Here is a 23,973-nt window from a genome sequence, read left to right as displayed (position 1 = left end):
TTGTGTCAACAATTAAAATTGAAAACCTTAGTTTCTCATATTATGGATATGAAAAACCTATATTTGAAAATGTATCATTTTCATTTGATACGAACTGGAAAACAGGGTTAATAGGAAGAAATGGAATTGGAAAATCAACACTATTTAAGCTACTTCTAAACCAAGAAGTTTATCAAGGTAAAATCAGCAAAAGCGTTGATTTTATTAAATTCCCACCCAATTTAAGTGATACTTCAAAATTCGGTATTAAGTTATATAAAGAACTAATATCAGATGAGGAAGAATGGAAATTATTTAGAGAACTTAATTTGCTAAATGTAGATGAGAGTCTTGTTTACAGAAAGTTTGAAACGCTTTCTAAAGGAGAACAAACAAAAATCCTTTTAGCTATTTTGTTTACAAGAGAAGATGGTTTTTTACTTATAGATGAACCAACAAACCATTTAGATATGGACGGAAGAAAAATTGTCAGTGAATATCTGAAAAGTAAAAAAGGTTTTTTGCTCATATCTCATGATAGAGATTTTTTAGATGGCTGTATCAATCATGTTATTTCTATTAACAGGAATTCTATTGATGTCCAATCGGGAAATTTTACATCGTGGTATGAAAATAAATTGAGGAAAGACCAATTTGAAATCAGTGAAAACGAGAAATTAAGAAAAGGTATTAAACGATTAAAAGAAGCTGCAAGACAAAGTCAAATTTGGTCTGATAAAGTTGAAAATACTAAAAACGGTGTGAAAGTATCAGGCGTAAAGCCGGACAAGGGACATATAGGTCATCAATCAGCTAAGATGATGAAAAAATCTAAGAATTTAGAGAATAGACAAAATAAGGCAATAGAAGAAAAACAAAATTTACTAAAAGATATTGAAACAAAGGAAAGACTATTATTGCATCCGTTAGATCACCACAAAAATCCTCTAATATCAGTTTGCGATTTATCATCATATTATGGAGAAAGGCAGATATTAAGTAATGTAAGTTTTGAGATAAAGCAAGGTGATATAGTGGCTATATATGGGGGTAATGGTAGCGGAAAATCAACTTTGATTAAAATTTTATTAAGGTTACATCATGAGTATTCAGGTGATGTAAAATTAGCAAGTGATTTAAAAATATCATATATTCCTCAGGATACATCAAATTTAACGGGTAGTCTAAATAAGTATATTCATGAGCAAGGTGTTGATGAAACATTGTGCAAAACAATTCTTAGAAAATTAGATTTTGCAAGAGAATTATTTGAAATGGATATGAAGAACTATAGCGATGGACAAAAAAAGAAAGTTTTAATTGCTGTAAGTTTATCAAAGCCGGCTCATATATTTGTTTGGGATGAACCGTTAAATTATATAGATGTAATATCAAGAATACAGATTGAGGAAATTATAAAAGAAGCAAATCCTACACTCATATTTGTGGAACACGATAAGAGGTTTGTAGAAGATATAGCTAATAAAATAATACGATTATAAACTAAATTACAACTTCCGGTTTACTGGTCTTGGTAAATTTGAAGTTAAGGGGGATATTATATGTTTTAACCAGTTTGATTTTGGGTTTAGGTAGTTGGATAATTCCATTTATTAAACATGGAAACGAAGATGGAAAAATAATTCTAAGTTTTAAAATATGCTTATTGTCAATATTTGTTCAAATACTAATGATGAAAAATTATGGTGATGAATGGACTTTAATAGTAAACGCATTAGGAGCCTTAAAAACTGTCATTCCGGTTTTAATTATAGGAACAGTAGTAGTAAATTTACTAGGAAATAGAAAATCCACGGTATTATAGATTAACAATCCCAGTTTGCTAAGCTCGGTAATTAGAATTTAAAAAATTGAAGTACAAAATAGTGAAGGACTTATACAGTATGGAATTGAAATTGGAAAATACAGAATCGGAAAGAACACATGAACTGGCAAATCTAATTAGAGCTTATAACAGAGCCAAAAGAGAACAGTCTAAAAGTGAACCTCTTAATATTTACTTGGAAGATGAAAAAGGAAATTTGGTTGCAGGAATGGTAGCGGAGACTTTTGGGAATTGGCTTGAGATTGAATATCTGTATGTCAGTGATAGTTTACGTGATCAAGGACTAGGCTAAAGGATCTTAGAAATGGCGGAAAATGAGTCAAGAAATAGAGGTTGTAAGTATTCATTTGTGGATACTTTTAATTTTCAAGCACCGAAATTTTATAAAAAACATGGTTATAAAGAGGTGTTTGCATTGAAAAATTACCCTTATACAGGTGAGAGATACTATTATACAAAAGAGTTATGATTTGAAATTTAGTTTTGAATTGGATTATTTACTATGATAAATATTATAGATAAATCAGTATTTATAGAGGAGGGATGATGAAAGATATTAGACCGGATTTTAAAGATATAAAATCATTTGAAGAATTTAACAGATATTATTGGTATCGAGAAGAACTTTCACAAATTTGTAAATCTCTTGGGCTGGAATATAGATGCACAAAGCAAGAACTGAACTTAATTATAGAACAATTATTTAAGGGAAATAGAGTGGAAAAATCTGTAAGGAAAGTAAACAAAAATCAAACTGAATCGATAAATTTAAATACGCCATTGCTTGAATGTGGATTTTCCTTTAACCAAAAATTTAGAGATTATTTTTCTGCTGTAACAGGTGTTAATCTATTTAAATTTAATGCTGATATGGCAACAGCTTGGAGGAAAGTAAAAGCCGAAAATGATTTAAGCTTTACGATACAAGATATGCTGAAAGTATATTATGGTGAATCAGATTACGCTAAGTATGATAATTCAGCTTGTCAATGGAATCAGTTCCTAAAAGATTTTTGTTTAGATGAATGTAGCAATAATTATTCTGATAAGTTAAAAGCTGCAGCTACCCTTTGGAAAGAAGTTAGAGACTCAAAAAATGAAAAAGTTTATTCAAGGGAACTTTTAAAAAAATATGAAGACAAAATAGAGGAGTACTTAAAGTAAATAAATCTGATTTTAAGAGTTTGAAAGGGGGTATACAGACATTGATGAATTTTATGAAGAGAAATAAATTTTATTTACTGCTTATTATGATGGCTTGCATATGCTGGGGTTGCAAGAGTAAAAATATGAATACCGTCACAAATGAGGAAGCAGAAAGCACAATTGTTGAAAATAGTAATTATACAAAAACAAATGATAATGAGAGCAAGGAAGAAAACACTGAGGAAAGTGTTGTACAGCTTTCAGATTTTATAAATCCTGAGGGAAATACACTTTTTACCCGTTTTATTACTCCAAAGGGATATAAAAGAGTGGAAGCGGATGAAGGAAGCTTTGCAGATTTTATAGGGAATTATCCGCTTGAGCCTGACGGTACTCCTGTGTATTACTTTGATAAGAGGGAAAAGGGCGGAGAAGGTCATGCTGCAGTATTTTCTATGGAAGTGGCGGAAGAAGACTTACAGCAGTGTGCAGACAGTATTATGAGAATATATGCTGAATATCTGTATAAGAGCGGTAGACATGATAAGATCAACTTTCATTTTGTAGACGGATTTGTATGCGATTATAATCACTGGAAACAGGGGTATAGAGTGAAGTTTGCGAATGACAAGCCTTACTGGGAGCAGGTTGCCTCATCTGATGACAGTGAGGAAACTTTCAAAAAATATTTGCGCATTGTTTTTTCGTATTCGTCCACTCTGTCTATGGAAAATGAATCAAGACCTGTAGATATATCAGAGCTTAAAGTAGGAGATATTTTTATAAAGGGTGGAAGCCCGGGACATGTGGTGATGGTAGCAGATATCTGTGAAAATGAAGCCGGAGAAAAGGCATTTTTGCTTGCACAGGGCTTTATGCCGGCACAAAGCTTTCATATAATCAAAAATCCTGCTCACAGTGAAGATCCGTGGTATTATGAAAGTGAAGTAACTTATCCCTTTATAACACAGAGCTATACATTCGATGAAGGTAGCTTAAGGAGATTAAACTATTTGGATTAGTTCTAAATGTTAAAATACCATATTTACATAACTATATGAAAATGGTATACTATAACTGCAACAAAATAAATTTGCCCTGATGGGTATATACATATACACTTATTAAGAGTGACGGAGAGTTAAGGATCTGTGATGTCACGGCAACCCCTTTTAGGAAGGTGCCAACCTGAGCGAGAAATCGAGCAATGAGTGGAAGCCTTAGTCCACCATTTGGTGGGCTTTTTTATATATAAGTGTAAAGATAGGAGAAAAATGGAAGAGAGAAGACTTTTTACTTCAGAGTCAGTTACTGAAGGACATCCTGATAAGATGTGCGATCAGATTTCAGATGCAATATTGGATGCATATTTAAGTGCAGACCCGGATTCAAGAGTGGCTTGTGAGACTGCTACGACTACAGGTATGGTACTTGTAATGGGAGAGATTTCATCAAAGGCAACTGTTGATATTCAAAAGATAGTTAGAGAAACTGTAAGAGAAATAGGTTATGACAGAGCAAAGTACGGCTTTGACTGTGATACCTGCAGTGTACTTGTAGCGCTTGATGAGCAGTCAAGTGATATAGCAATGGGTGTAGATAAGGCGCTTGAGGCAAGAGAGCATACCGATTTAGAGGATGAGGACAATGGTGCGGGTGACCAGGGACTTATGTTCGGATATGCTACAGATGAGACAAAGGAGTTTATGCCATACCCTATATATCTTGCACATAATCTTGCAAAGAGACTTACACAGGTAAGAAAAGACGGTACACTTAAGTATCTTAGACCGGACGGTAAGACACAGGTTACAGTAGAGTACGATGAAGAAGGTAAGCCTGTAAGAATAGATACAGTTGTACTTTCTACACAGCATGACGAGGATGTGGAGCAGGAGCAGATTCATACAGATATAAAGAAATATGTATTTGATGAAATAATTCCACAGGATATGGTCGATGAGAATACAAAATACTTTATAAATCCTACAGGTAGATTTGTTATAGGTGGACCACATGGAGACTCGGGACTTACAGGAAGAAAGATAATAGTAGATACTTACGGCGGCTATGCAAGACATGGCGGCGGTGCTTTCTCAGGTAAGGACAGTACAAAGGTTGACAGATCGGCAGCTTACGCGGCAAGATATGTAGCAAAGAATATAGTAGCTGCAGGACTTGCAAAAAAATGTGAGATTCAGCTATCTTATGCTATCGGTGTGGCTCATCCTACATCTATTTCCGTAGATACTTTCGGAACAGGAAAGATAAGTGACAGTGCAATAGTAGAGCTTATCAGAAAGCATTTTGATTTAAGACCTACCGCAATCATAAAGATGCTTGATCTTAGAAAACCTATTTTCAAGCAGACTGCGGCATACGGACATTTTGGAAGAGATGATTTAAGTCTTCCATGGGAAAGACTTGATAAGGTAGAAGAACTTAAGAAGGCTATCTGATGAAAATCGGCTCCGGTTTATTTTCGATATTTTGCCTTATAATAATCATACCGTCTATACTTCTCATATACAGTATGAATTATGATACCACGGGTAATATAGGTATCTGGCTTACCATTCTTGTAACCATAATAGATATTGTGGCGGTTGTTATGTGGATCTGGATCTATAAAAGGATTCTCGTTCCTTTGGATAAATTGCAAACAGCTACAAAGAAGATAGCAGATGGAGATCTGGATTATCAATTAGATGAAAGAGATTTTTCTGAGATTCCTTTTTTATTCAAGGATTTCGAGAGAATGAGAATCAAGTTAAAGGAAGATGAAGAAGAGAAAAAACTTTCAGAAGATGCGGCCAGAGAGTTGGTAAGTAATATTTCTCATGATTTAAAGACACCGCTTACTGCAATAAGAGGATATGTGGAGGGAATACTTGACGGTGTTGCCTCCTCACCTCAAAAGACTAGAGATTACCTGAATACAATATATAATAAGACAAATGATATGACTTCATTGATTGATGAATTGCTGTATTATTCGCAGGTTTCAGAAAAACACATGTCATATAAATATGAAAAGATTTATGTAAAAGATTTTTTTGATGAATATGTGAAGGATCTTTATTTGGAGCTTGATACAATAAAAATAAAATTTATATATATAGTAAATGTAGGCAGAAGTACTGTTATAGATATGGATAAAGAACAGATAAAGAGAGCCTTAAACAATATTGTTTCAAATGCTGTGAAATATATGGACAAGGAAGAACCTGAAATTCATCTTAAGGTCACGGAAATGTCGGATGCAATAAACATACAAATCTCGGATAATGGTAGAGGGATAGATGAAAAAGATTTGCCGCATATATTTGAGAGATTTTATAGAAGTGATGTGTCGAGAAATACTAAACTTGGAGGTAGCGGTATAGGACTTTCTATTGTAAAAAAAGTAATAGAAAATCATGAGGGAAGTGTTGTAGCTATGTCTAAACCCGGTGTAGGAACAGAGGTTGACATAGAGTTAAAGAAGTAGGAGATATAAAATGGGCAAAGTTCTTATAATAGAGGATGAAGTAAGTATAGCTGAGCTGGAAAGGGATTATTTGGAAATATCCGGCTTTGAGGTCGATATTTCAACTGACGGTAAAGAAGGACTTGGAAGAGCGTTAAATGAAGACTATGAGTTGGTATTATTGGATTTGATGCTGCCCGGAGTTGACGGATATGAGATATGTAAGCAGATAAGAGCTGTAAAAGAGATACCTATTATCATGGTCAGTGCAAAAAAGAATGATATTGACAAGATAAGAGGACTTGGACTGGGAGCGGATGATTATATGACCAAGCCTTTTTCCCCCAGTGAACTTGTGGCAAGAGTAAAGGCACATATTAACAGATATGACAGGTTGGCAGGTGTTCTAACAGCAAATAAGGACATTGTAGAAATCAGAGATTTAAAAATCGATGCAGGTTCCAGAAGAGTTTGGGGCTATGGAGAAGAGAAAACACTGACTGCAAAGGAGTTTGATATACTCTACTTCCTTGCAAAACATCCGAACAAGGTATACTCAAAAGAAGATCTCTTTAAAGAAGTATGGGGGCTTGAGTCAATGGGTGATATTTCAACAGTTACCGTACATATCAAAAATATCAGAGAAAAAATAGAGCAGGACAGTTCAAAACCCCAATTTATAGAAACTATTTGGGGTGTTGGATACAGATTTAGAGGATAAAGATAAGGGTCGACAAAGGTCGGCCCTATATTTATACAATAAAATATTCAATAATAAGTACAAGACTGCAACATAGAAGTGCAACCTTAAAAAGATTTGCTCCAAACCACGCTGCGATAATTCCTACAATAAAGCTTATAAGTGCTGCTGATTTTGACATTGTAGCATTTAATATTGCGGGAAAAGTCATTACCGAAAGAGTTACATACGGCACATAGTATAAAAAAGATCTGATAAAGGTGTTTTTAATCTTTTTTCTTATAATTGTAAGAGGAAGAACCCTTATCATATAGGTAACTGCAAACATTATAAAAATATAGATCCATTTATTCATCGGCTACTCCGTTCTTTAAAGGAAAGAATATTGCTCCGAGAGCAGATATTATCACAGTCAAAAGTATTGTTTTTATTCCCTCAGATATATGGAAAAAATCAAAGGAGAATATATAGCTGAGTGAAAAGCTGATGATAACCAAAGTAAGTATTATCTTATCAGACTTTGCTGCAGGAACTATTATGGCAATAAACATTCCGTAAAGCGCCACGCTGAAAGCTGAAATCAACCTTACAGGCAATATATTTCCCGCTATTGCACCGAAGAATGTACCGAATGACCATGCAGGCGAGGCGACAAGCATTACACCGAAAGTGTAGTACGGATTTATATCTCCGGGCCTTGCAATGGATACGGCAAAGACCTCATCTGTCAGCATATGTGCGATTATAAATATATGGTGAAGAGGTGTATCCTTTCTTATTCTCTGGCTCATGGCAATACTCATTAAAAGATATCTGGCGTTTGCTATGAGAGTAATAACGGCGATTTCAATATACGTTGAAGATACGGCAATCATTGAAAAGCCGGCATATTCTCCTGCTGAGGCATTGTTTAGAAAACTTGCTATTAGTCCTTGAAAAGGAGACAGCCCTGATTTTGTAGCCATTATTCCAAGAGAAAATGATACGGCAAAGTATCCGAGAGCAATCGGAATACCGTCTCTTAGACCTAGAAAGAAAATATCTTTATTTTTGCTGAATTTATACTCCATAAAAAACCTTCTAAAAAATGATGTATCTATTGTACTACAAAAATCATATTGTGGAGTAAAAATTTACACTGATTTTATTATAATCGATTTGGCAAAATAAAAGCTTGCATTGTCTTTATTATAAAAAAATGTTATGATTAAATATCTTAGATGTGTTATGGACCTCAATAGCATATTTGGGAGATATTAAAAATATCTATAAAACTACGAAAAGTATTTACTCTTTCATAGTTAAGTGGCAGGACCACAGTATAAAGTCTTTTGACGATAAAATGATTGGAGGGTTATATGAACAAAGGTCAAATCAATACAAATCTTGGTCAGATAAGCATAAATCCGGATGTTATAGCATTCTATGTAGGAATACAGGCGGTTGAATGCTTCGGTATAGTTGGTATGGCGGCAGTTTCTGTAACAGACGGTATATCAAGGCTTTTGAAGAGAGAAAATCTCACAAAGGGCATCAGTGTAAAAATAGAGGATAATAAGTTGATTTTGGATTTCCATATCATAGTTGCGTATGGACTTAGCATAAGTGCTATAACTCAAAATCTAATAGAGACTATCCAGTATAAGGCGGAGAAGTTTACCGGAATGGAAGTAAAGAAAATAAATATATTCGTAGAAGGTGTACGAATAATAGACTAAGGAGGATTTTTTGTGAGTCTAGAGCAGATTGATGCACAATCACTAAAGAGTGCTTTTATAACAGGAGCAAAAAGCTTAGAAGCAAAAAAAGAATGGATAAATGAACTGAATGTGTTCCCGGTTCCTGACGGAGATACCGGTACAAATATGACAATGACAATAATGTCGGCGGCAAAGACATTGGCGGCTGAAGAAGGCGATGACATTGCATCTATGTGTAAGGCAATAGCACAGGGATCATTACGTGGTGCCAGAGGAAACTCAGGTGTTATACTTTCACAGCTTTTTAGAGGTGCAGCCAAGATATTAAAGGAATCACCTGTTGTAGATGTGTTTGAAATTGCACTTGCATTTGATAAGGCAAGTGAGACTGCATATAAGGCGGTAATGAAGCCGAAAGAGGGTACAATACTTACAGTTGCAAGAGCAATGGGTGAAAAGGCCCTTGAAATACATGATGAATATGATGATATTATCGCATTTTTGGAAGCTGTATTGGCCTATGGTGATGAGACTTTAAAGAAAACACCTGAGATGTTGCCTGTACTGAAGAAAGCCGGAGTGGTAGACTCAGGCGGTCAGGGACTTATGGTTATACTTCACGGTATACTTGAAGGCCTTAAGGGAAATGTGATAGAGCTTGGCGATGTGGTACTTTCGACAAAGTCTGAGAGCAGTGCAAACGGTGCCGCAAGAGAGGATATCGATACTTCGGATATCAAGTTCGGATACTGTACAGAGTTTATTGTAAATTTAAATAAGGAATTTACAGATAAGGATGAGGAGGAGTTTAAAGAATTCCTTACTTCAATCGGTGATTCACTTGTATGTGTAGCTGATGATGAAGTGGTTAAGATTCATGTGCATACAAACGATCCGGGATTGGCTATTCAAAGAGGATTGACCTTTGGTGAGCTTACCAATCTTAAGATTGATAATATGCGTGAAGAGCATAGAGAGAGAGTTATCAAAGGAGTTGATCAAATCCTTGAATCTCAAAAGCAGAAAAAGAAAATGGGAGTTATAAGCGTCAGTGCAGGTAGCGGTCTTACATCAATATTTAAAGAAATAGGAGTTGATGTGGTTGTTGAAGGCGGACAGACAATGAATCCGAGTACAGAGGATATCCTGAATGCCGTAGAGCATTTGAACGCCGAAACTATATATATATTACCTAATAATAAAAATATTATTTTGGCGGCTGAGCAGGCGGCTAAGATAGTGGAAGATAAGAAGGTTGTAGTAATACCTACCAAGACTATTCCTCAGGGAATCACAGCGATGATAAGTCTTTCAGAGGACAGAAACGCTGAGGAAAATCTTGAAAATGCTACTGAAGAGATTTCAAATGTGAAGTCTGCACAGATTACCTATGCGGTAAGGAATACCACTATAGACGATGTTGAAATACATGAAAATGATGTTATGGCATTGGGAGACAGTGGAATAATAGGTGTAGATAAGAGCATTGATTCAGCTGTAGACAAGGCACTTGCCAATATGATTGATGATTCAAGTGAATTGGTATGCCTTTACTATGGCGAGGAAGTAAGTGAAGAGGATGCTACCAAGTTATGCGATGAATTGGTTGGCAAATATGAGAATGTAGAGTTTGAATTACATTTTGGAGGACAGCCTGTTTACTACTATTTCATATCTGTAGAATAAGATTTTTAATAACTAGGTCTGTCAAATATCTGATTTGGCGACCTAGTTAAAACTTTGTAGGGAGGTAGGCTTGATAGATATATCTGTAAAAAATATAAAGGGCGTAGGAGCAAAAACAGCAGAATATTTGGAAAAGCTTGATATAAAGACTGTCAAAGATCTTTTGAAACATTATCCGATAAGATATTTGGAATACAAAGCTCCTACAAAAATTTCAGAAGCAAACAAGGATGAGGAAGTAGTTATAAAGGCTACAATCACTAAAAGTATATCGCTTACCGGTCCAAACAGAAAAATAGCTGTAACGAAAGTTACAGACTTTATTGATGTATTAGATGTAATATGGTATAACTCCCCATACTTAAGGGCAACTCTAAAGCAGGGGGAGAGCTATATTTTTGTGGGGAAATTCTCAAAGAGAAGCAAGAATACGCTTGAACATCCTACTATTTATACCGTAGATGAATATGAAAAGAAGATAGGCAGTTTTAAGCCTATATATGCACTTACGGCAGGTATAAATAATAATGCAATGGAGAAGCTGATAAAATCGGCTTTTGAATATATAGATGACAAGGATTTTGAAGAATATTTACCTGAGAGCATACTTAAAGAGTTTTCCTTGGAAGACAGAAATAAAGCAATAAGAAATATTCATGATCCTATAAGTAAGTCAAGTCTTTTTGAATCTAAAAAAAGACTGGCTTTTGATGATTTCTTCAGATTCTTATATGGAATGAAACTTTTGAAAAATAAAAGGCTCAGAGTAAAATCAAAAAATATAGTATCAAAAGAAATCAAATATTTAGAAGAAATAAAGTCCACTCTGCCGTTTAAGCTCACCGATTCACAAAATAATGTGATAGATGAAATTTTAAACGATATGTCAAGCGGTGTGGTTACAAATAGATTGATACAGGGAGATGTAGGCTCGGGAAAGACCGTTGTGGCTTTGATATGCCTATATATTGCTGTAAAATCGGGTTTTCAAGGTGTTGTTATGGTGCCTACCGAAGTTTTGGCAAAACAGCATTTTAAATCCATGTCAGAGACCTTGGAGAAATTGGAAAATCCTCCTAAAATAGGGATTCTAACAGGTTCTATGACAAAGAAAGAACATTTGGCAGTCTATGAAAAAATAGAAGCCGGTGAGATAGATATTGTAGTAGGTACACATGCTCTGCTTGTAGAAGATGTAAAATTTAAAAATCTCGGACTTGTAGTAACAGATGAGCAGCATCGCTTCGGTGTAAGGCAGAGAACAACTCTTTCAGATAAGGGAGAGGATGTTCATGTACTTGTAATGTCGGCTACACCGATACCGAGGACACTTGCAATTATACTTTACGGTGATCTGGATATTTCCACTATAGAAACAAAACCTGTGGGCAGATTACCTATAAAGAACGCTGTTATTACGGAAAATGACAGGGAAAAAGCCTACAGGCATATATCACTTGAAATAGGTAAAGGCCATCAGGCATATATAATCTGTCCTATGGTTGAAGAGAGTGAGAACATCGAGGCGGAGAATGTAATAGAGTACAGTAAGAAAATAGCAGATAAATTTTCACAAAATTGTAAGATAGAAGTGTTACATGGGAGACTGCAACAGAAAGAAAAAGATGATATAATGTCTCGGTATGTAAATAAAGAGATAGATATTTTAGTTTCTACAACTGTAATCGAAGTTGGTGTGGATGTGCCTAATGCAACAGTTATTATGATTGAAAATGCTGAAAGGTTCGGACTTGCGACTCTTCATCAGCTTCGAGGCAGAGTCGGAAGAAGCGAATTACAATCTTATGCCATATTTGTCAGAACTTCAAATTCAAATATTGCAAAAAAGAGACTGGAAATCATTGGAAATTCTAATGACGGATTTTATATTGCATCAAGGGATCTTGTTTTAAGAGGCCCGGGAGAGCTTTTCGGTCTTGCACAAAGCGGAGAACTTGATTTTGGAATTGCGGATATATACAATGACAATGATATATTTGAGATGGCAAAAAAAGCTGTGGATATGGTGCAAAGCGAGAATATAGGGGAAGAAGAAAGTAAAAAGCTTGAAGAAAGAATAAATAACTACATGGATTTACATTATAAAAAGTTAGCACTTTAATAGGAGTAGTATGGCTGAGAATAAAAAAGAACCAAGAAAAAGAGGTAAAAAAGAGAAGAAGGGAAATAAGTTTGCACTCGGTGTGGCGGTGCTTGGAATTGTATTCATAGCGGGTTGCTATACTGTAAAAGCAAACACTTACAGAACAAAATTTTTCCCACATACAATAATAAACGGCATAGATGCTTCGGAAAAAACCGTTGATGAAGTCAGACAGGTGATGTCCAAGCAGATAGATAATTTTGAGAGTAAAATAAGATCAAGAGATAATAATGATGAGATAATAAAGGGAAGTGATGTAGGTCTTGCCTTTGTTGAGGACTCTTCACTTGAGGATTTATTACATCAGCAAAACAGTATGGCATGGATTGCAAATATGAGCGGTGAAAAGGACTTGAAAATCAAATCCTCATTTACGGTGGATGACAACAAGTTTGAGGATACCGTTTCAAAACTGAGAGCGTTTGACGAGTCCAAATTTGTTGCGCCTGTAGATGCTAAAATTTCCGATTTTGTTCAGGGTTCGGGATACTCCATCATACCTGAAGTCGAGGGAAATACACTTGATGTAAAGAAAGCAAAAGAGTATATAAAGAGTCAGCTCATCGTTTTAAACGATGATATAAATCTTGACTATGAAGAAAACGACTTGTATGAAAAGCCGGCAAAAAGATCGGACGATCCTACACTTAACCTTGCACTTACAAATCTGAACAAGTATATATCTGCCAGAATTTCATATGATAAGCTCAATGTTTTGAACGGCGATACTATACATAAATGGTTAACTGTGAACAGTGACGGATCTGTAAATATATCGGATGAGGGAGTTGCTTCATTTGTAAAGACAATTTCAAATGCTTATAACACTATAGGTAAGCCGAAAACATTGAAGACATCTTACGGTCCTACTGTAACAATATCAGGTGGATCATACGGATGGAAAGTTGATGCCGAAAAGGAAAAGGCAACTATAAAATCTCTTATCGAGGCAGGTGAGACCACAAAGAGAGAACCTGAGTTCTCAAGAAAAGCGGCTTCACACGGTGAGAATGACTACGGCAATTCATATGTTGAAGTAAACCTTACAACTCAGCATATGTTTGTAATAAAGAACGGTTCAAAGGTACTTGAGAGTGATTTTGTATCGGGCAATGTTGCAAAGAACTGGACTACACCTCCGGGTGCATTCCCGCTTACTTATAAGACCAGAAATGCGACTTTAAAGGGTGAAGGATATTCAACTCCGGTAGATTATTGGATGCCTTTTAACGGAGGTATCGGTTTTCATGATGCACCGTGGAGATCGGCTTTCGGAGGTCAAATATACAGGACTTCAGGTTCACACGGTTGTGTAAACCTTCCTCCTGCAATAGCAAAGCAATTATACGATTACGTTGACAGCGGTTTTCCTGTACTTTGCTATAATTTGGCACCGACTGTCGCCGCTCCTGCACCTACAGAATCCTCATCTTCAAGTGAGAGCAGTGCGACAGAGGCTACTGTAGAGCCTATAGGTGACACTACACAGGCAGGAGAAATCAAATCCGCTGTTGAAATAGGACAGTAATAAATGAGAGTAATTTCGGGAACTGCAAGAAGTCTTATTTTAAAAACGCCAAAGGGTACTTCCACAAGGCCTACTACCGATAAGATAAAAGAAACATTATTTAATATGATTTCAAATGAACTCTATAACGCCACCTTCCTTGATTTGTTTGCCGGAAGCGGCGGAATAGGTATTGAGGCCTTAAGCAGGGGCGCAAAAGAAGCATATTTTTGTGATATAGACAGAGAGGCTATAAGGTGCATAAGAGAAAACCTTGAGCACACAAAGCTGATAGATAAAGCTACCATTCTAAAGGGAAGCTTTGAGGCAAATTTAGAAAAGATAAAAACACATGGCAAAAGATTTGATATTGTTTTTATCGATCCGCCATATCAAAAGGGATTTGAAGATAAATGTTTCGATATTTTAATAAATTCCACATTGATTGATGAGCATACATTGGTTATAATTGAAGAAGAATTTAAGACTGATACCACACATTTATCAAAGGATTGGTATATAGATAAGGTCAAAGAGTATAAGTCTAATAAACATATTTTTATGCATAAGCGAGGGTGACTATGGCTAAAGCTATTTATCCGGGAAGTTTTGATCCTATTACTAACGGACATATCGATATTATTGAAAGAGCATCAAAGATGTTTGACAAGCTTATTGTAGGAGTACTTATCAATAACACCAAAGATCCTCTTTTCACACCTGCTGAAAGAGTGGACATGATAAAAAGTGTAGTGGGACATTTGCCTAATGTGGAAGTTTTAGAATTTGCAGGATTATTGGTGGATTTTGCACATGAGCAAAATTGTAATATATTGGTTAGAGGACTTAGAGTAATTACAGACTTTGAATATGAATTACAATTGGCTCAGACAAATAAAATAATTGCACCGAATCTGGAAACTGTTTTTCTTAGTTCAAGCTTGAAATACTCATATTTGAGTTCAAGTATTGTTAAGGAAATTGCGGTATATAATGGAGATATCAGTCATTTTGTAAGAGACCATATCAGAGAAATGGTAACGAAAAGACTGATTGAAAAAGGTTTGAGGAGAGATCATGAGTAGAATTGAACAGGTGATAACTGAGATAGAAGAATTTGTGGAGAGGTGTAAAACCGTTGCACTGTCCAATTCAATAATAAAGGTAAATAAAGAAGAATTTATAGCCTTATTGAACGAGTTGAGACAGGAGATACCTGAGGAGGTCACACAGTCACAAAAAGTTATCAGCAATAAGGACAGCATTTTAACAGATGCAAAAAACAGAGCTGAGAAGCTTATACTCGATGCAAATATTCAAAGCAATTCCATAAGGGATGAGGCAAAGAGAAAGGCTGATGCAATTGTTCTGAGCGCAAGAAAAGAGTCTGATGCAATAATGAACGAGGCAAACAAGTTAAAGTCACAACTTGTAAATGAAAATCAGATTATGCAGACTGCATATGCGGAATCCGATAAAATATTGGAATATGCAAGAATGGAAGCCAACAATATTGTATATGACGCAAGAAATGAGGCCAACAGTGTCAGACAGGCGGCTATATCTTATACCGATGAGTTGCTTCAAAGTCTTCAGGGAATAATCTCGGGGACAATGATTGAGAGTCAGAACAGATTCAATCAATATTTGAGTTCATTGCAATTTTATACAGGAGAGATCGATAAGAACAGACAGGAACTTGCAACCAGTATTGTTCCGGCAGATCAGAATACACAGGAATAATTATGGGGCTGTTGCTTGCAACAAGCCCTTTTTTGCGTAATAAGATTGATTTAGATTGAGGTATATATGATACAGGAAAAGGATTTACCGAAGTCCTATGTAGATGCCATGAAGGAGCTTTTAGAAGGAGATTATGATGCATATATCAAATCTCTGGATGAAAAGCCTTATGTAGGTATCAGAACAAATTTATTAAAGCTTACCAAGGAAAAACTTAAAGAGATTCTTGACAGAGATTTTAAAGAGATTCCGTGGGTCAAAGAGGGATTTTACTTTGAAGAAGAAAAGGGAGTACTGACAACACCTTCTTTAAGTAATATTGAAAAAATAAAGAGTATATCTAAAAATCCGTATTATTTTGCAGGGCTTTATTATATACAGGAGCCTTCAGCTATGACACCTGCAATGGTGGCAGGTATAAAACCGGGAGATAAGGTGCTTGATCTTTGTGCCGCTCCGGGAGGAAAATCGACACAGGCAGCATCATATCTTCAAGGTGAAGGTTTATTGGTATCAAATGATTTTTCGGCTTCCAGAGTAAAAGCGCTTCAAAAAAATATTGAGGTCAGCGGAATTGACAATGTTTTGATAACAAATGAGGATCCGAAGAATCTTTCTAAGGTGTATATTGAATATTTTGATAAGATAATAGTGGACGCACCATGTTCCGGTGAGGGTATGTTCAGGCGTGACAGTGCTGTTTTTAGGGCATATCTTGGAAGGGGTCCGGAGTTTTTCACAGGATTACAGGTCAGTATATTAAACGAGGCTGCGAAGATGTTAAAGCCCGGCGGAACCTTGGTATATTCCACATGTACATATTCTAAAGTGGAAGATGAGGGAAGCTTATCGGAGTTTTTAGAAAATCATCCTGACTTTAAAATAGATAAAATAAAGCCGGATTTCGGATTTGAAGAGTCTAAAATTTTGCCGGGAACAATAAGACTTTTCCCACACAAGATAAAGGGAGAAGGACATTTTGTAGCAAGGCTTAAAAAAGATGATAGAGCCGTTGAAAAAAATGAAAATAAAACAAAAGATAAAAAGAAAAGAAAATCACCGAAGCTTCCGGAAGAATTATTTGAGTTTCTTGGAAAAATAAAAAGAGACTGGGATTATGAGAGAATCTTTATAAATAAGGATTATGCATACTATCTTCCAAAGGATGCTTTGATAGATAAGAGTTTACACTATATAAGAACCGGCCTGCTGCTTGGTGAGATAAAAAAGAACAGATTTGAGCCTTTTCAGGCATTGGCAATGAATATAAAGTTTGATGAATGGGAAAATCCTTTAAACTTAAGCGCAACGGACGAAAGAGTAATAAAGTATTTAAAGGGTGAAACCATAGAAGCGGATGACGAATATATGGGAATCAGACTTGTATGTGTAGACGGATTTTCATTGGGATTTGTAAAGCAGAATAAAAAGAGCTGTAAAAATAAGTATTATCAAGGTTGGAGATGGATGTAATGATTGTCAGAGTTGATAAAATCCTTTCAGAACTTGGCTTTGGAAGTCGTCAGGAAATAAAAAAATATGTAAAAGCCGGTAAGATAAGGATAAATGACAATGTAGTAAAAAAGCCTGAGGAAAAACTGAACAGTGAAAAAGATAAATTATACTTTGAAGGCAAAGAGGTGGAAGTAGATGAGTTTGAAACATTTATCCTCTATAAGCCTGCAGGATATGTATGTGCTACTAAAGATAATGTACATAAAACCGTTATGGAGCTGATAGATTCAAAAAGAAAAAATATCGTACCTGTAGGAAGGCTTGATTTGGATACAGAGGGTATTTTAATACTTACAAATGACGGGAATTTAAATCACAGACTTGTATCACCTTCATCACATGTGGATAAGACTTATTATGCGATATTTGAAGGTAAACTAAATGAAAATGCCGTAGAGATGACAAAAAACGGGCTGGACATAGGAGAGGGTGAAGTATCCAAACCTGCAAAGCTTGAAATTATATCCTCTAATGAAATAATGCTTACAATACATGAGGGTAAATTTCATCAGGTAAAGAGAATGGTAAAAGCTTTAGGAGGAGAGGTGACTTATTTAAAAAGAGTTGCCTTCGGAGGACTCAGACTTGAAGATTTGAAACTGAAAAAAGGGGAAAGCAGGAAAATAACGGATATTGAGATGGAGATGCTGAAGAGATGAAAAATAATATTTTAGACGCATGGATCATGGTTGAACATCTCTCTGAGGGAGATATAAGTCTTAGGGATAAAAAGAATCTGAGACTTGACGATTTAACAGATAAAAAATACTTTGATTATTTTAATTCATTGATTGAAAAAGCGAATATCAGAAGATATAAGAATTCAGGTTTGGTATTTTATTTGGATATATTTGCCTTTAGCGAGGTGGTTGATTTTCTTAGGAAAACATATGGAATAGCAAAGCCTGAAGGCGATATAAATTACGGTGATAAATTCAGTATGGCACTGTATTTTGATAAAACTTTGCGTTATATTGACGAAAATTTATTTTTCAGCGCAAGCGCATATATGAGATATTATAAAAAAGTGCCTACAGAGTCGGAGTTTCATAAGTTTGAAGAGGATTTAAAAGATGAGCTGAAACAAAGATTTGAAAACTGTGAAGATGATCCCGAAAAATTTGATAAGACTGTTGAAACTGTTTTAAATAAATACGGAATAGATTTAAAGAATTGTCGTGTACAACTTTTAAATAATATTGAAACCGACGCCACAAATCTTCATTCATTTTTCGTGGACGATTTGACAAAGGCTAAGAGAATAGACAATAAAAATCTGAATGATTACCTGTATGGCAAAACAACCGGAAGAAAAAATTTGGACAGCAAAAAAGATTCTTCTTGGTTTAATAAGACAGAGTTTGAAAAGATTTTAAGTCCTGAAAATTATCCTCTTGGAAGGTTTCCAAGCAATACAAAATTTGCGCTTTCTTTTATGCAGCAGGTGGCTGTAAATCTTACTATAGGGTTTGATAATAATCAAATGAGAAGTGTAAACGGACCTCCGGGTACGGGTAAGACTACACTTTTAAAAGATATCTTTGCACAACTTATTGTAGATCAGGCTTTTAGTATATGCGGACTTTCTGAAAAATATATTAAGGGGAGTGAATTAACCAGATATTTTGATAAAGCTTCAATAGGTGAGCTTCCTGATAGTATTGCAAAAAACAATATAGTTGTTGCAAGCTCAAATAACGGTGCGGTGCAAAATATTGTAAATGAACTGCCTCTAAAAGAGGGTATTGATGAAAATATTTTACCTGGGCTTGAGGCTATAGACTATTTTAAAGAGATTGCAAACAAGAATGTAAAAGAAAATTGGGTTAAGGAAGACGGAAAGAGTAAAAAAGAACTGATACTTGAGGATACCGGTGAAGAAAAATTCTGGGGCTCTTTTTCCCTTGAGGGCGGTAAGTCCGACAATATGACCAATATACTTAACAGGATAGAATGTATAGTAAACTGTCTTGAAAATGAGTATGAGCCTGATGATGAAATTTATAATAAATTTAAAAATCAATATAAAAAAGTATTAAGTCTTAGAAATGATGCAAAAAGCTTACAGAATAAATTTGATGCTTATTATAATGCAAAGTCCGAGCTTAATAAAATTGAGAATACTTTATTAAATGAGGATGAAGAGAGAAGAAAAAAGATTGCCGTATTAAGGGAGCAAGCTGAAGAGTCTGTAAAGGAGAAAATTGTAAGTCTTAATGAGGCTTCAAGCTCACTTGATAATACTAAAAGAAAAAGAGAAGAACTTGCAGGAAGTATTGCAAATCAAAAAATGCTTTTTGAAGCAAAGCAGAGTCAAAAGCCCGGATTTTTCTCATCACTTTTTAATTCTGATAAAAATAAGAACTTTACAAATGAATTAAATGTTTTGCAAAATAAACTTCAGGCTTTATTTGATGAAGATGAGACCTACAGAAAGCTTGAAAATGAGCTTCAAAATAAAATAAATGAGCTGAAAAAATCTATAGATACTCAAAGGAATGTGGTAGATAATGAGAATACTCAGTATGAAGCGTGGAAGCAAAACTTAAATAACAGAAAAGAAAAATGCACTCAGATAATAAGTGAATTCGATGTTGATAATACAATTATATCTAGAGGACTTGACTTTGGTAGTGATTATGAAAAGCTTCAGCTCTCAAATCCATGGTTTGATGAAAACTACAGAGTGGAGCAGTCTAAGCTCTTTGTATTGGCTTTAGGTGTAAGAAAGCAGTTTTTATATGATAACAGAAAAAATATTAAAGCTGCTGTAAGCATATGGAGAAACCAAAGTAAATATATGGAAAATAAGAGATTGATTAACATCTCTTGGAATTGGATAAACCTTACTATTCCTGTTATCAGCTCTACCTTTGCCAGCTTTTCAAGGATGTTAAAAAATATTGATGAGAATATTCTGGGACATACATTTGTAGATGAAGCGGGACAGGCTCTACCTCAGGCTGCAATAGGTGCGATATTTAGAAGCAAGAGTATTATGGTAGTGGGAGATCCTTTCCAGATAAAGCCTGTGCTTACTTTGGATGGAGGTTTACTTGCACTGCTTTCAAAAAGCTATAATGTAAGTGAAAAGTACTTGTCTGAGTCTGCGTCAGTACAGACCTTGGTGGATGCCGCAAGTCAATACGGTTTTTACACAAAAGGGCAAGAGGAAGCGGATTCCTGGATCGGTGTTCCGCTTTGGGTACATAGGCGCTGTAAATATCCTATGTTTACCATATCAAATGAGATTTCATATCAGAATCTTATGGTACAGGGCAATGAGGGCTATGGAAAAACCGGATGGTATGATATAAACGGTAAGGCAGTAGATAAGTATGTTGAGGAACAGGGAGAATTCCTTCTAAAAAAGATACAGGATATGGCAAAGTCAAATCCTAAGATATTGGATAAAAATGAGAGTGACACTATTTATATAATATCACCTTTTAAAAATGTTGCTTATAGGCTGTCAAGAAAGCTTGATGAGATAGGCTTTACCAGAAGAGAAAACGGAAAAGTCACAAATATAGGAACCATACATACTTTCCAGGGAAAAGAAGCGCCGATAGTATTTATGGTGCTTGGAGCGGATACAAACAGTAAGGGTGCCGCAAGCTGGGCGGTAAGCGAGGCCAATATGATGAATGTTGCGGCTACAAGAGCAAAGAAGGAATTTTATATAGTAGGAGATAAAAAACTTTACATGGGTTTGGGAAGTGAAGTGATAAGCAAAGTGAATAAGGTTATAACAGCTTACAGTAAGGAACATCCCGAGCTTATAGATGAGAATACAGATTTAGGTAGTTTATGATAAAAGATATAGATGCATGTATATTCGATCTGGACGGCACTTTGGTAGATTCCATGTGGATGTGGCCTGATATAGATGCCGAGTATTTGGAAAGATTCGGATTTGAGTACGATGATAATTTGAAAAATGAAATAGACGGAATAAGCTTTCATGAAACAGCGATTTATTTTAAAAAGAAGTTCGGTATAAAAGACAGTGTGGAAAAAATCTGTCAGGACTGGGAAGATATGGCGCTTGATAAATATAAGTATGAAGTGAAAGAAAAGCCCGGTTGCACAAGATTTTTGGAGCATTTAAAGTCAAGAGGAATCAAAATGGGAATTGCAACCAGCAATAACAAAAACATGGTGGATGCGGTACTGAATTCCTTAAATATGAAAGATTATTTTGAGGTTATTACCACATCGGATGAGGTAAAAAAAGGGAAGCCGGCACCTGATGTTTATTTAAGAACGGCAGAACTTCTTGGAGTTAAACCGGAAAAATGTCTGGTATTTGAAGATGTGGTAGCAGGAGTCATAGCCGGAAAAGCTGCCGGAATGAAGGTATGTGCTATAGAGGATGATTTCTCAAGAGATGTCAGAGAAAGAAAAAAGGAACTGGCGGATTATTATATAGATGACTACAGGGAATTGCTATGACAAAGAAAAAAGGCGAGTACGGGTACAGAAAGTACTTTAAAATAAAAAACGGAATAATTATAGGATTTTTTGTTTTTATTATACTTTTGCTTTTTATATCTTCAAAGCTTACAAAAAATGCCGATATTTCAAGGATACTTCTGGTTTCATCCATACTTATGGTACTTCCTATGGCAAACCTATTGTCACCTTTTTTGGTGGTGTTTAAGTATAAATCTTTTGAATATGAGAAGATAAAGGAATATCTTGATGATAAGCATTTTTTATTTGATATAATCCTTACAATGAAGGAGCAGGTAATGCCTCTTGATATAATATATATCAATGAAGAAAGAATCTTCGGCATTCTTTCCAATAAGGCGGATAAGTCAAAAACCGAGGAATTTATCAAAGAGAGAATGAAAATAGGCGGTATCAAGGTCAGTGTGAAGATTTGTGACAGCTTTAGTGAAATGAAAAAGTTTGTTCAAAGTAAAGATGCAAATGACAAAAATTTAGATGAGATAAGGGCTATCTTTAAAAGCCTTTCAGTATAATGATTGAAATAATTGTAGGAAAAAATGAAAGCGGACAAAGACTTGACAGGGTTTTGGAAAAAATATTTGTAAATGCAAATACAGGATTTATTTTCAAGATGCTTAGAAAAAAGAATATTACTTTAAATGATAAAAAAGCTGACGGTAAGGAAAGGCTTGAGTCCGGGGCAAGTATCAAGCTTTGGTTTTCAGATGAAAGTTTTGAAAAATTATCAGGGAAAAAGGCGATAAATATAAAAGATATAGAGGGAAAGCCCAAAGCTGATAAAAAAAGTATAGAAGCCTTCAAATCATATATAGTATATGAGGATGAAAATACTGTTATAATAAATAAACCTGCAGGTCTTTTATCACAGAAATCAAATGAAAACGATATATCGGTAAACGATCTTTTACTTGAATATCTTGAATTTGATTCTAAGGCGTTAAATACATTCAAGCCTTCCATATGTAACAGACTGGACAGAAACACTTCAGGACTTATGGTTTGCGGAAAGACTCTGGAAGGCCTGAGAGTAAATAATGAACTTATAAAAACAAAGGCTGTGAGCAAATTTTATCTGGCTTTGGTAAAAGGCAGAGTGGAAAAAACTGGAAGTATTAATGCCTGGCTTTATAAGGATGAAAAGACCAATAAAGTCACCGTCAAAAATAAGTCCTTTGAAGGTGCGGATTTTATACAGACAGAATACGAGGTACTTGATTATTTTAAAGATGCTACACTGCTTTTGGTAAAGCTTATAACAGGAAAAACTCATCAGATAAGGGCGCATTTATCCTCAATATCACATCCTATAATAGGGGATTTTAAATACGGAGAGAAGTCTGTGAATGAAAAGTTTAAAAAAGAGTACGGTATAAAGTCTCAGCTTTTACATTCATTCAGACTTGTATATCCTAACAGTGATATTTCAGATACGGATACATTTAAAGCTTTAAAGGGAAAGTGCTTTGAGGCTTCATATAATAATGATTTCAGAAAGGTGATAGGAGATGGGTACTTGGAAAACAAGAGGCCTTAGAGGATCCGCTTTGGAAGAGTATATCAACTACTCCAATGAAAAGTACAGAGAAAGCGGACTTGCACTTATTCAAAAGATTCCCACTCCGATTACTCCGATTGATATTGACAAAGCTTCAAGGCATATCACTTTGGCATATTTTGAGAAAAAGTCCACAGTTGATTATATAGGAGTCGTTCAGGGAATACCTGTATGTTTTGATGCCAAAGAATGTGCAAGTACAAGCTTTTCACTCGCAAATGTGCATGAGCACCAGTTTAAGTTCATGGAGGAGTTTGAAAGGCAAGGAGGCATAGCTTTTCTTATTATATTTTTTAAATCACTTGATAAGATAATATATTTACCGCTAAAGGATCTTAAAGTTTTTTTTGAAAGGATGAATGAAGGCGGTAAAAAAAGTTTTAAGTATGAAGAGCTTAATGAGGAATATTTGATACCTAAAAAGGGTGATATTATAGTGCATTATTTAGAGAGCCTTAGCTTATATCTCAGTAAGGAATCTTAA

Annotated in this window: 23 protein-coding genes, 1 pseudogene and 1 riboswitch; of the genes and pseudogenes, 22 read left to right on the top strand and 2 right to left on the bottom strand. The window is 35.2% G+C overall.

Translation table 11 applies throughout. From position 1 onward, the window contains the following. The first annotated feature begins 2 nt into the window (after window positions 1-2). From lsa(C) to SBH76_RS03790, 8 genes and pseudogenes are all read left to right on the top strand, one after another. On the top strand, window positions 3-1,481 hold the full coding sequence (gene lsa(C) / locus SBH76_RS03825) for an ABC-F type ribosomal protection protein Lsa(C) (RefSeq protein ID WP_317976836.1): 1,479 nt from the start codon (window positions 3-5) through the stop codon (window positions 1,479-1,481). Between the two features lie 38 nt (window positions 1,482-1,519). After that, a complete protein-coding gene (locus SBH76_RS03820) occupies window positions 1,520-1,804 on the top strand; it encodes a hypothetical protein (RefSeq protein ID WP_317976835.1) in 285 nt (94 codons plus the stop codon). A 79-nt stretch (window positions 1,805-1,883) separates the two neighbouring features. Next, window positions 1,884-2,294 (top strand): annotated as a pseudogene (locus SBH76_RS13825) (GNAT family N-acetyltransferase). A gap of 77 nt (window positions 2,295-2,371) precedes the next feature. Next, on the top strand, window positions 2,372-2,989 hold the full coding sequence (locus tag SBH76_RS03810) for an SAP domain-containing protein (protein ID WP_317976834.1): 618 nt from the start codon (window positions 2,372-2,374) through the stop codon (window positions 2,987-2,989). Window positions 2,990-3,033: 44 nt separating this feature from the next. Continuing rightward, a complete protein-coding gene (locus tag SBH76_RS03805) occupies window positions 3,034-3,993 on the top strand; it encodes a DUF4846 domain-containing protein (protein WP_317976833.1) in 960 nt (319 codons plus the stop codon). Window positions 3,994-4,089: 96 nt separating this feature from the next. After that, window positions 4,090-4,185, top strand: a riboswitch (SAM riboswitch). A 60-nt stretch (window positions 4,186-4,245) separates the two neighbouring features. After that, window positions 4,246-5,430 carry a methionine adenosyltransferase gene (metK, locus tag SBH76_RS03800; RefSeq protein ID WP_317976832.1) on the top strand — a complete coding sequence of 395 codons (1,185 nt, stop codon included), beginning with the start codon at window positions 4,246-4,248 and terminating at the stop codon, window positions 5,428-5,430. Window positions 5,431-5,504: 74 nt separating this feature from the next. Further along, the gene (locus SBH76_RS03795; protein WP_317976831.1) at window positions 5,505-6,461 is read left to right on the top strand and encodes a sensor histidine kinase; all 957 of its coding nucleotides are present in this window, start codon (window positions 5,505-5,507) and stop codon (window positions 6,459-6,461) included. 10 nt (window positions 6,462-6,471) lie between these two features. Beyond that, window positions 6,472-7,161, top strand: a complete 690-nt coding sequence (locus SBH76_RS03790) for a response regulator transcription factor (RefSeq protein ID WP_317976830.1) — start codon at window positions 6,472-6,474, stop codon at window positions 7,159-7,161. 31 nt (window positions 7,162-7,192) lie between these two features. Here SBH76_RS03790 and SBH76_RS03785 read toward each other — a convergent pair whose 3' ends face one another. Both SBH76_RS03785 and SBH76_RS03780 read right to left on the bottom strand, forming a co-directional pair. Next, on the bottom strand, window positions 7,193-7,495 hold the full coding sequence (locus SBH76_RS03785) for an AzlD domain-containing protein (RefSeq protein WP_315086326.1): 303 nt from the start codon (window positions 7,493-7,495) through the stop codon (window positions 7,193-7,195). Further along, a complete protein-coding gene (locus tag SBH76_RS03780; protein WP_317976829.1) occupies window positions 7,488-8,210 on the bottom strand; it encodes an AzlC family ABC transporter permease in 723 nt (240 codons plus the stop codon). The genes SBH76_RS03785 and SBH76_RS03780 overlap by 8 nt, the downstream gene beginning before the upstream one ends. A 288-nt stretch (window positions 8,211-8,498) precedes the next feature. Here SBH76_RS03780 and SBH76_RS03775 point away from each other — a divergent pair, with 288 nt between their 5' ends. From SBH76_RS03775 to SBH76_RS03710, 14 genes are all read left to right on the top strand, one after another. Beyond that, entirely contained in the window at window positions 8,499-8,858 is a 360-nt protein-coding gene (locus tag SBH76_RS03775; RefSeq protein WP_007591205.1) for an Asp23/Gls24 family envelope stress response protein, read from the top strand. 12 nt (window positions 8,859-8,870) lie between these two features. Then, on the top strand, window positions 8,871-10,526 hold the full coding sequence (locus SBH76_RS03770; RefSeq protein WP_317976828.1) for a DAK2 domain-containing protein: 1,656 nt from the start codon (window positions 8,871-8,873) through the stop codon (window positions 10,524-10,526). A 70-nt stretch (window positions 10,527-10,596) separates the two neighbouring features. Next, a complete protein-coding gene (recG, locus tag SBH76_RS03765; RefSeq protein WP_317976827.1) occupies window positions 10,597-12,648 on the top strand; it encodes an ATP-dependent DNA helicase RecG in 2,052 nt (683 codons plus the stop codon). A gap of 10 nt (window positions 12,649-12,658) precedes the next feature. Next, window positions 12,659-14,218 (top strand): L,D-transpeptidase family protein, encoded by a 1,560-nt coding sequence (locus SBH76_RS03760; protein ID WP_317976826.1) that lies wholly within the window; start codon window positions 12,659-12,661, stop codon window positions 14,216-14,218. 3 nt (window positions 14,219-14,221) lie between these two features. Next, window positions 14,222-14,776, top strand: a complete 555-nt coding sequence (rsmD, locus tag SBH76_RS03755; RefSeq protein WP_317976825.1) for a 16S rRNA (guanine(966)-N(2))-methyltransferase RsmD — start codon at window positions 14,222-14,224, stop codon at window positions 14,774-14,776. 2 nt (window positions 14,777-14,778) lie between these two features. Then, window positions 14,779-15,282, top strand: coding sequence for a pantetheine-phosphate adenylyltransferase (coaD, locus tag SBH76_RS03750; RefSeq protein ID WP_315086317.1), 504 nt, complete (start codon window positions 14,779-14,781; stop codon window positions 15,280-15,282). Beyond that, window positions 15,275-15,940 carry a hypothetical protein gene (locus SBH76_RS03745; protein WP_034214565.1) on the top strand — a complete coding sequence of 222 codons (666 nt, stop codon included), beginning with the start codon at window positions 15,275-15,277 and terminating at the stop codon, window positions 15,938-15,940. Before coaD ends, SBH76_RS03745 begins: the two co-directional genes overlap by 8 nt. A 66-nt stretch (window positions 15,941-16,006) precedes the next feature. Then, the gene (locus SBH76_RS03740; protein ID WP_317976824.1) at window positions 16,007-17,413 is read left to right on the top strand and encodes an RsmB/NOP family class I SAM-dependent RNA methyltransferase; all 1,407 of its coding nucleotides are present in this window, start codon (window positions 16,007-16,009) and stop codon (window positions 17,411-17,413) included. Further along, entirely contained in the window at window positions 17,413-18,114 is a 702-nt protein-coding gene (locus tag SBH76_RS03735; RefSeq protein ID WP_317976823.1) for a pseudouridine synthase, read from the top strand. The genes SBH76_RS03740 and SBH76_RS03735 overlap by 1 nt, the downstream gene beginning before the upstream one ends. Continuing rightward, entirely contained in the window at window positions 18,111-21,269 is a 3,159-nt protein-coding gene (locus SBH76_RS03730) for an AAA domain-containing protein (RefSeq protein ID WP_317976822.1), read from the top strand. Before SBH76_RS03735 ends, SBH76_RS03730 begins: the two co-directional genes overlap by 4 nt. Next, window positions 21,266-21,910, top strand: a complete 645-nt coding sequence (locus SBH76_RS03725; RefSeq protein WP_317976821.1) for an HAD family hydrolase — start codon at window positions 21,266-21,268, stop codon at window positions 21,908-21,910. The genes SBH76_RS03730 and SBH76_RS03725 overlap by 4 nt, the downstream gene beginning before the upstream one ends. Further along, the gene (locus SBH76_RS03720) at window positions 21,907-22,446 is read left to right on the top strand and encodes a hypothetical protein (RefSeq protein WP_317976820.1); all 540 of its coding nucleotides are present in this window, start codon (window positions 21,907-21,909) and stop codon (window positions 22,444-22,446) included. Before SBH76_RS03725 ends, SBH76_RS03720 begins: the two co-directional genes overlap by 4 nt. Continuing rightward, entirely contained in the window at window positions 22,446-23,468 is a 1,023-nt protein-coding gene (locus SBH76_RS03715) for an RluA family pseudouridine synthase (protein ID WP_317976819.1), read from the top strand. The genes SBH76_RS03720 and SBH76_RS03715 overlap by 1 nt, the downstream gene beginning before the upstream one ends. Further along, window positions 23,440-23,973 (top strand): Holliday junction resolvase RecU, encoded by a 534-nt coding sequence (locus SBH76_RS03710; protein ID WP_317976818.1) that lies wholly within the window; start codon window positions 23,440-23,442, stop codon window positions 23,971-23,973. Before SBH76_RS03715 ends, SBH76_RS03710 begins: the two co-directional genes overlap by 29 nt.

This window comes from Lachnoanaerobaculum sanguinis (genome assembly GCF_033242365.1).
GTDB classification, from domain to species: Bacteria; Bacillota; Clostridia; order Lachnospirales; family Lachnospiraceae; genus Lachnoanaerobaculum; species Lachnoanaerobaculum sanguinis.
This window is presented reverse-complemented; position numbering and strand designations above follow the sequence as displayed.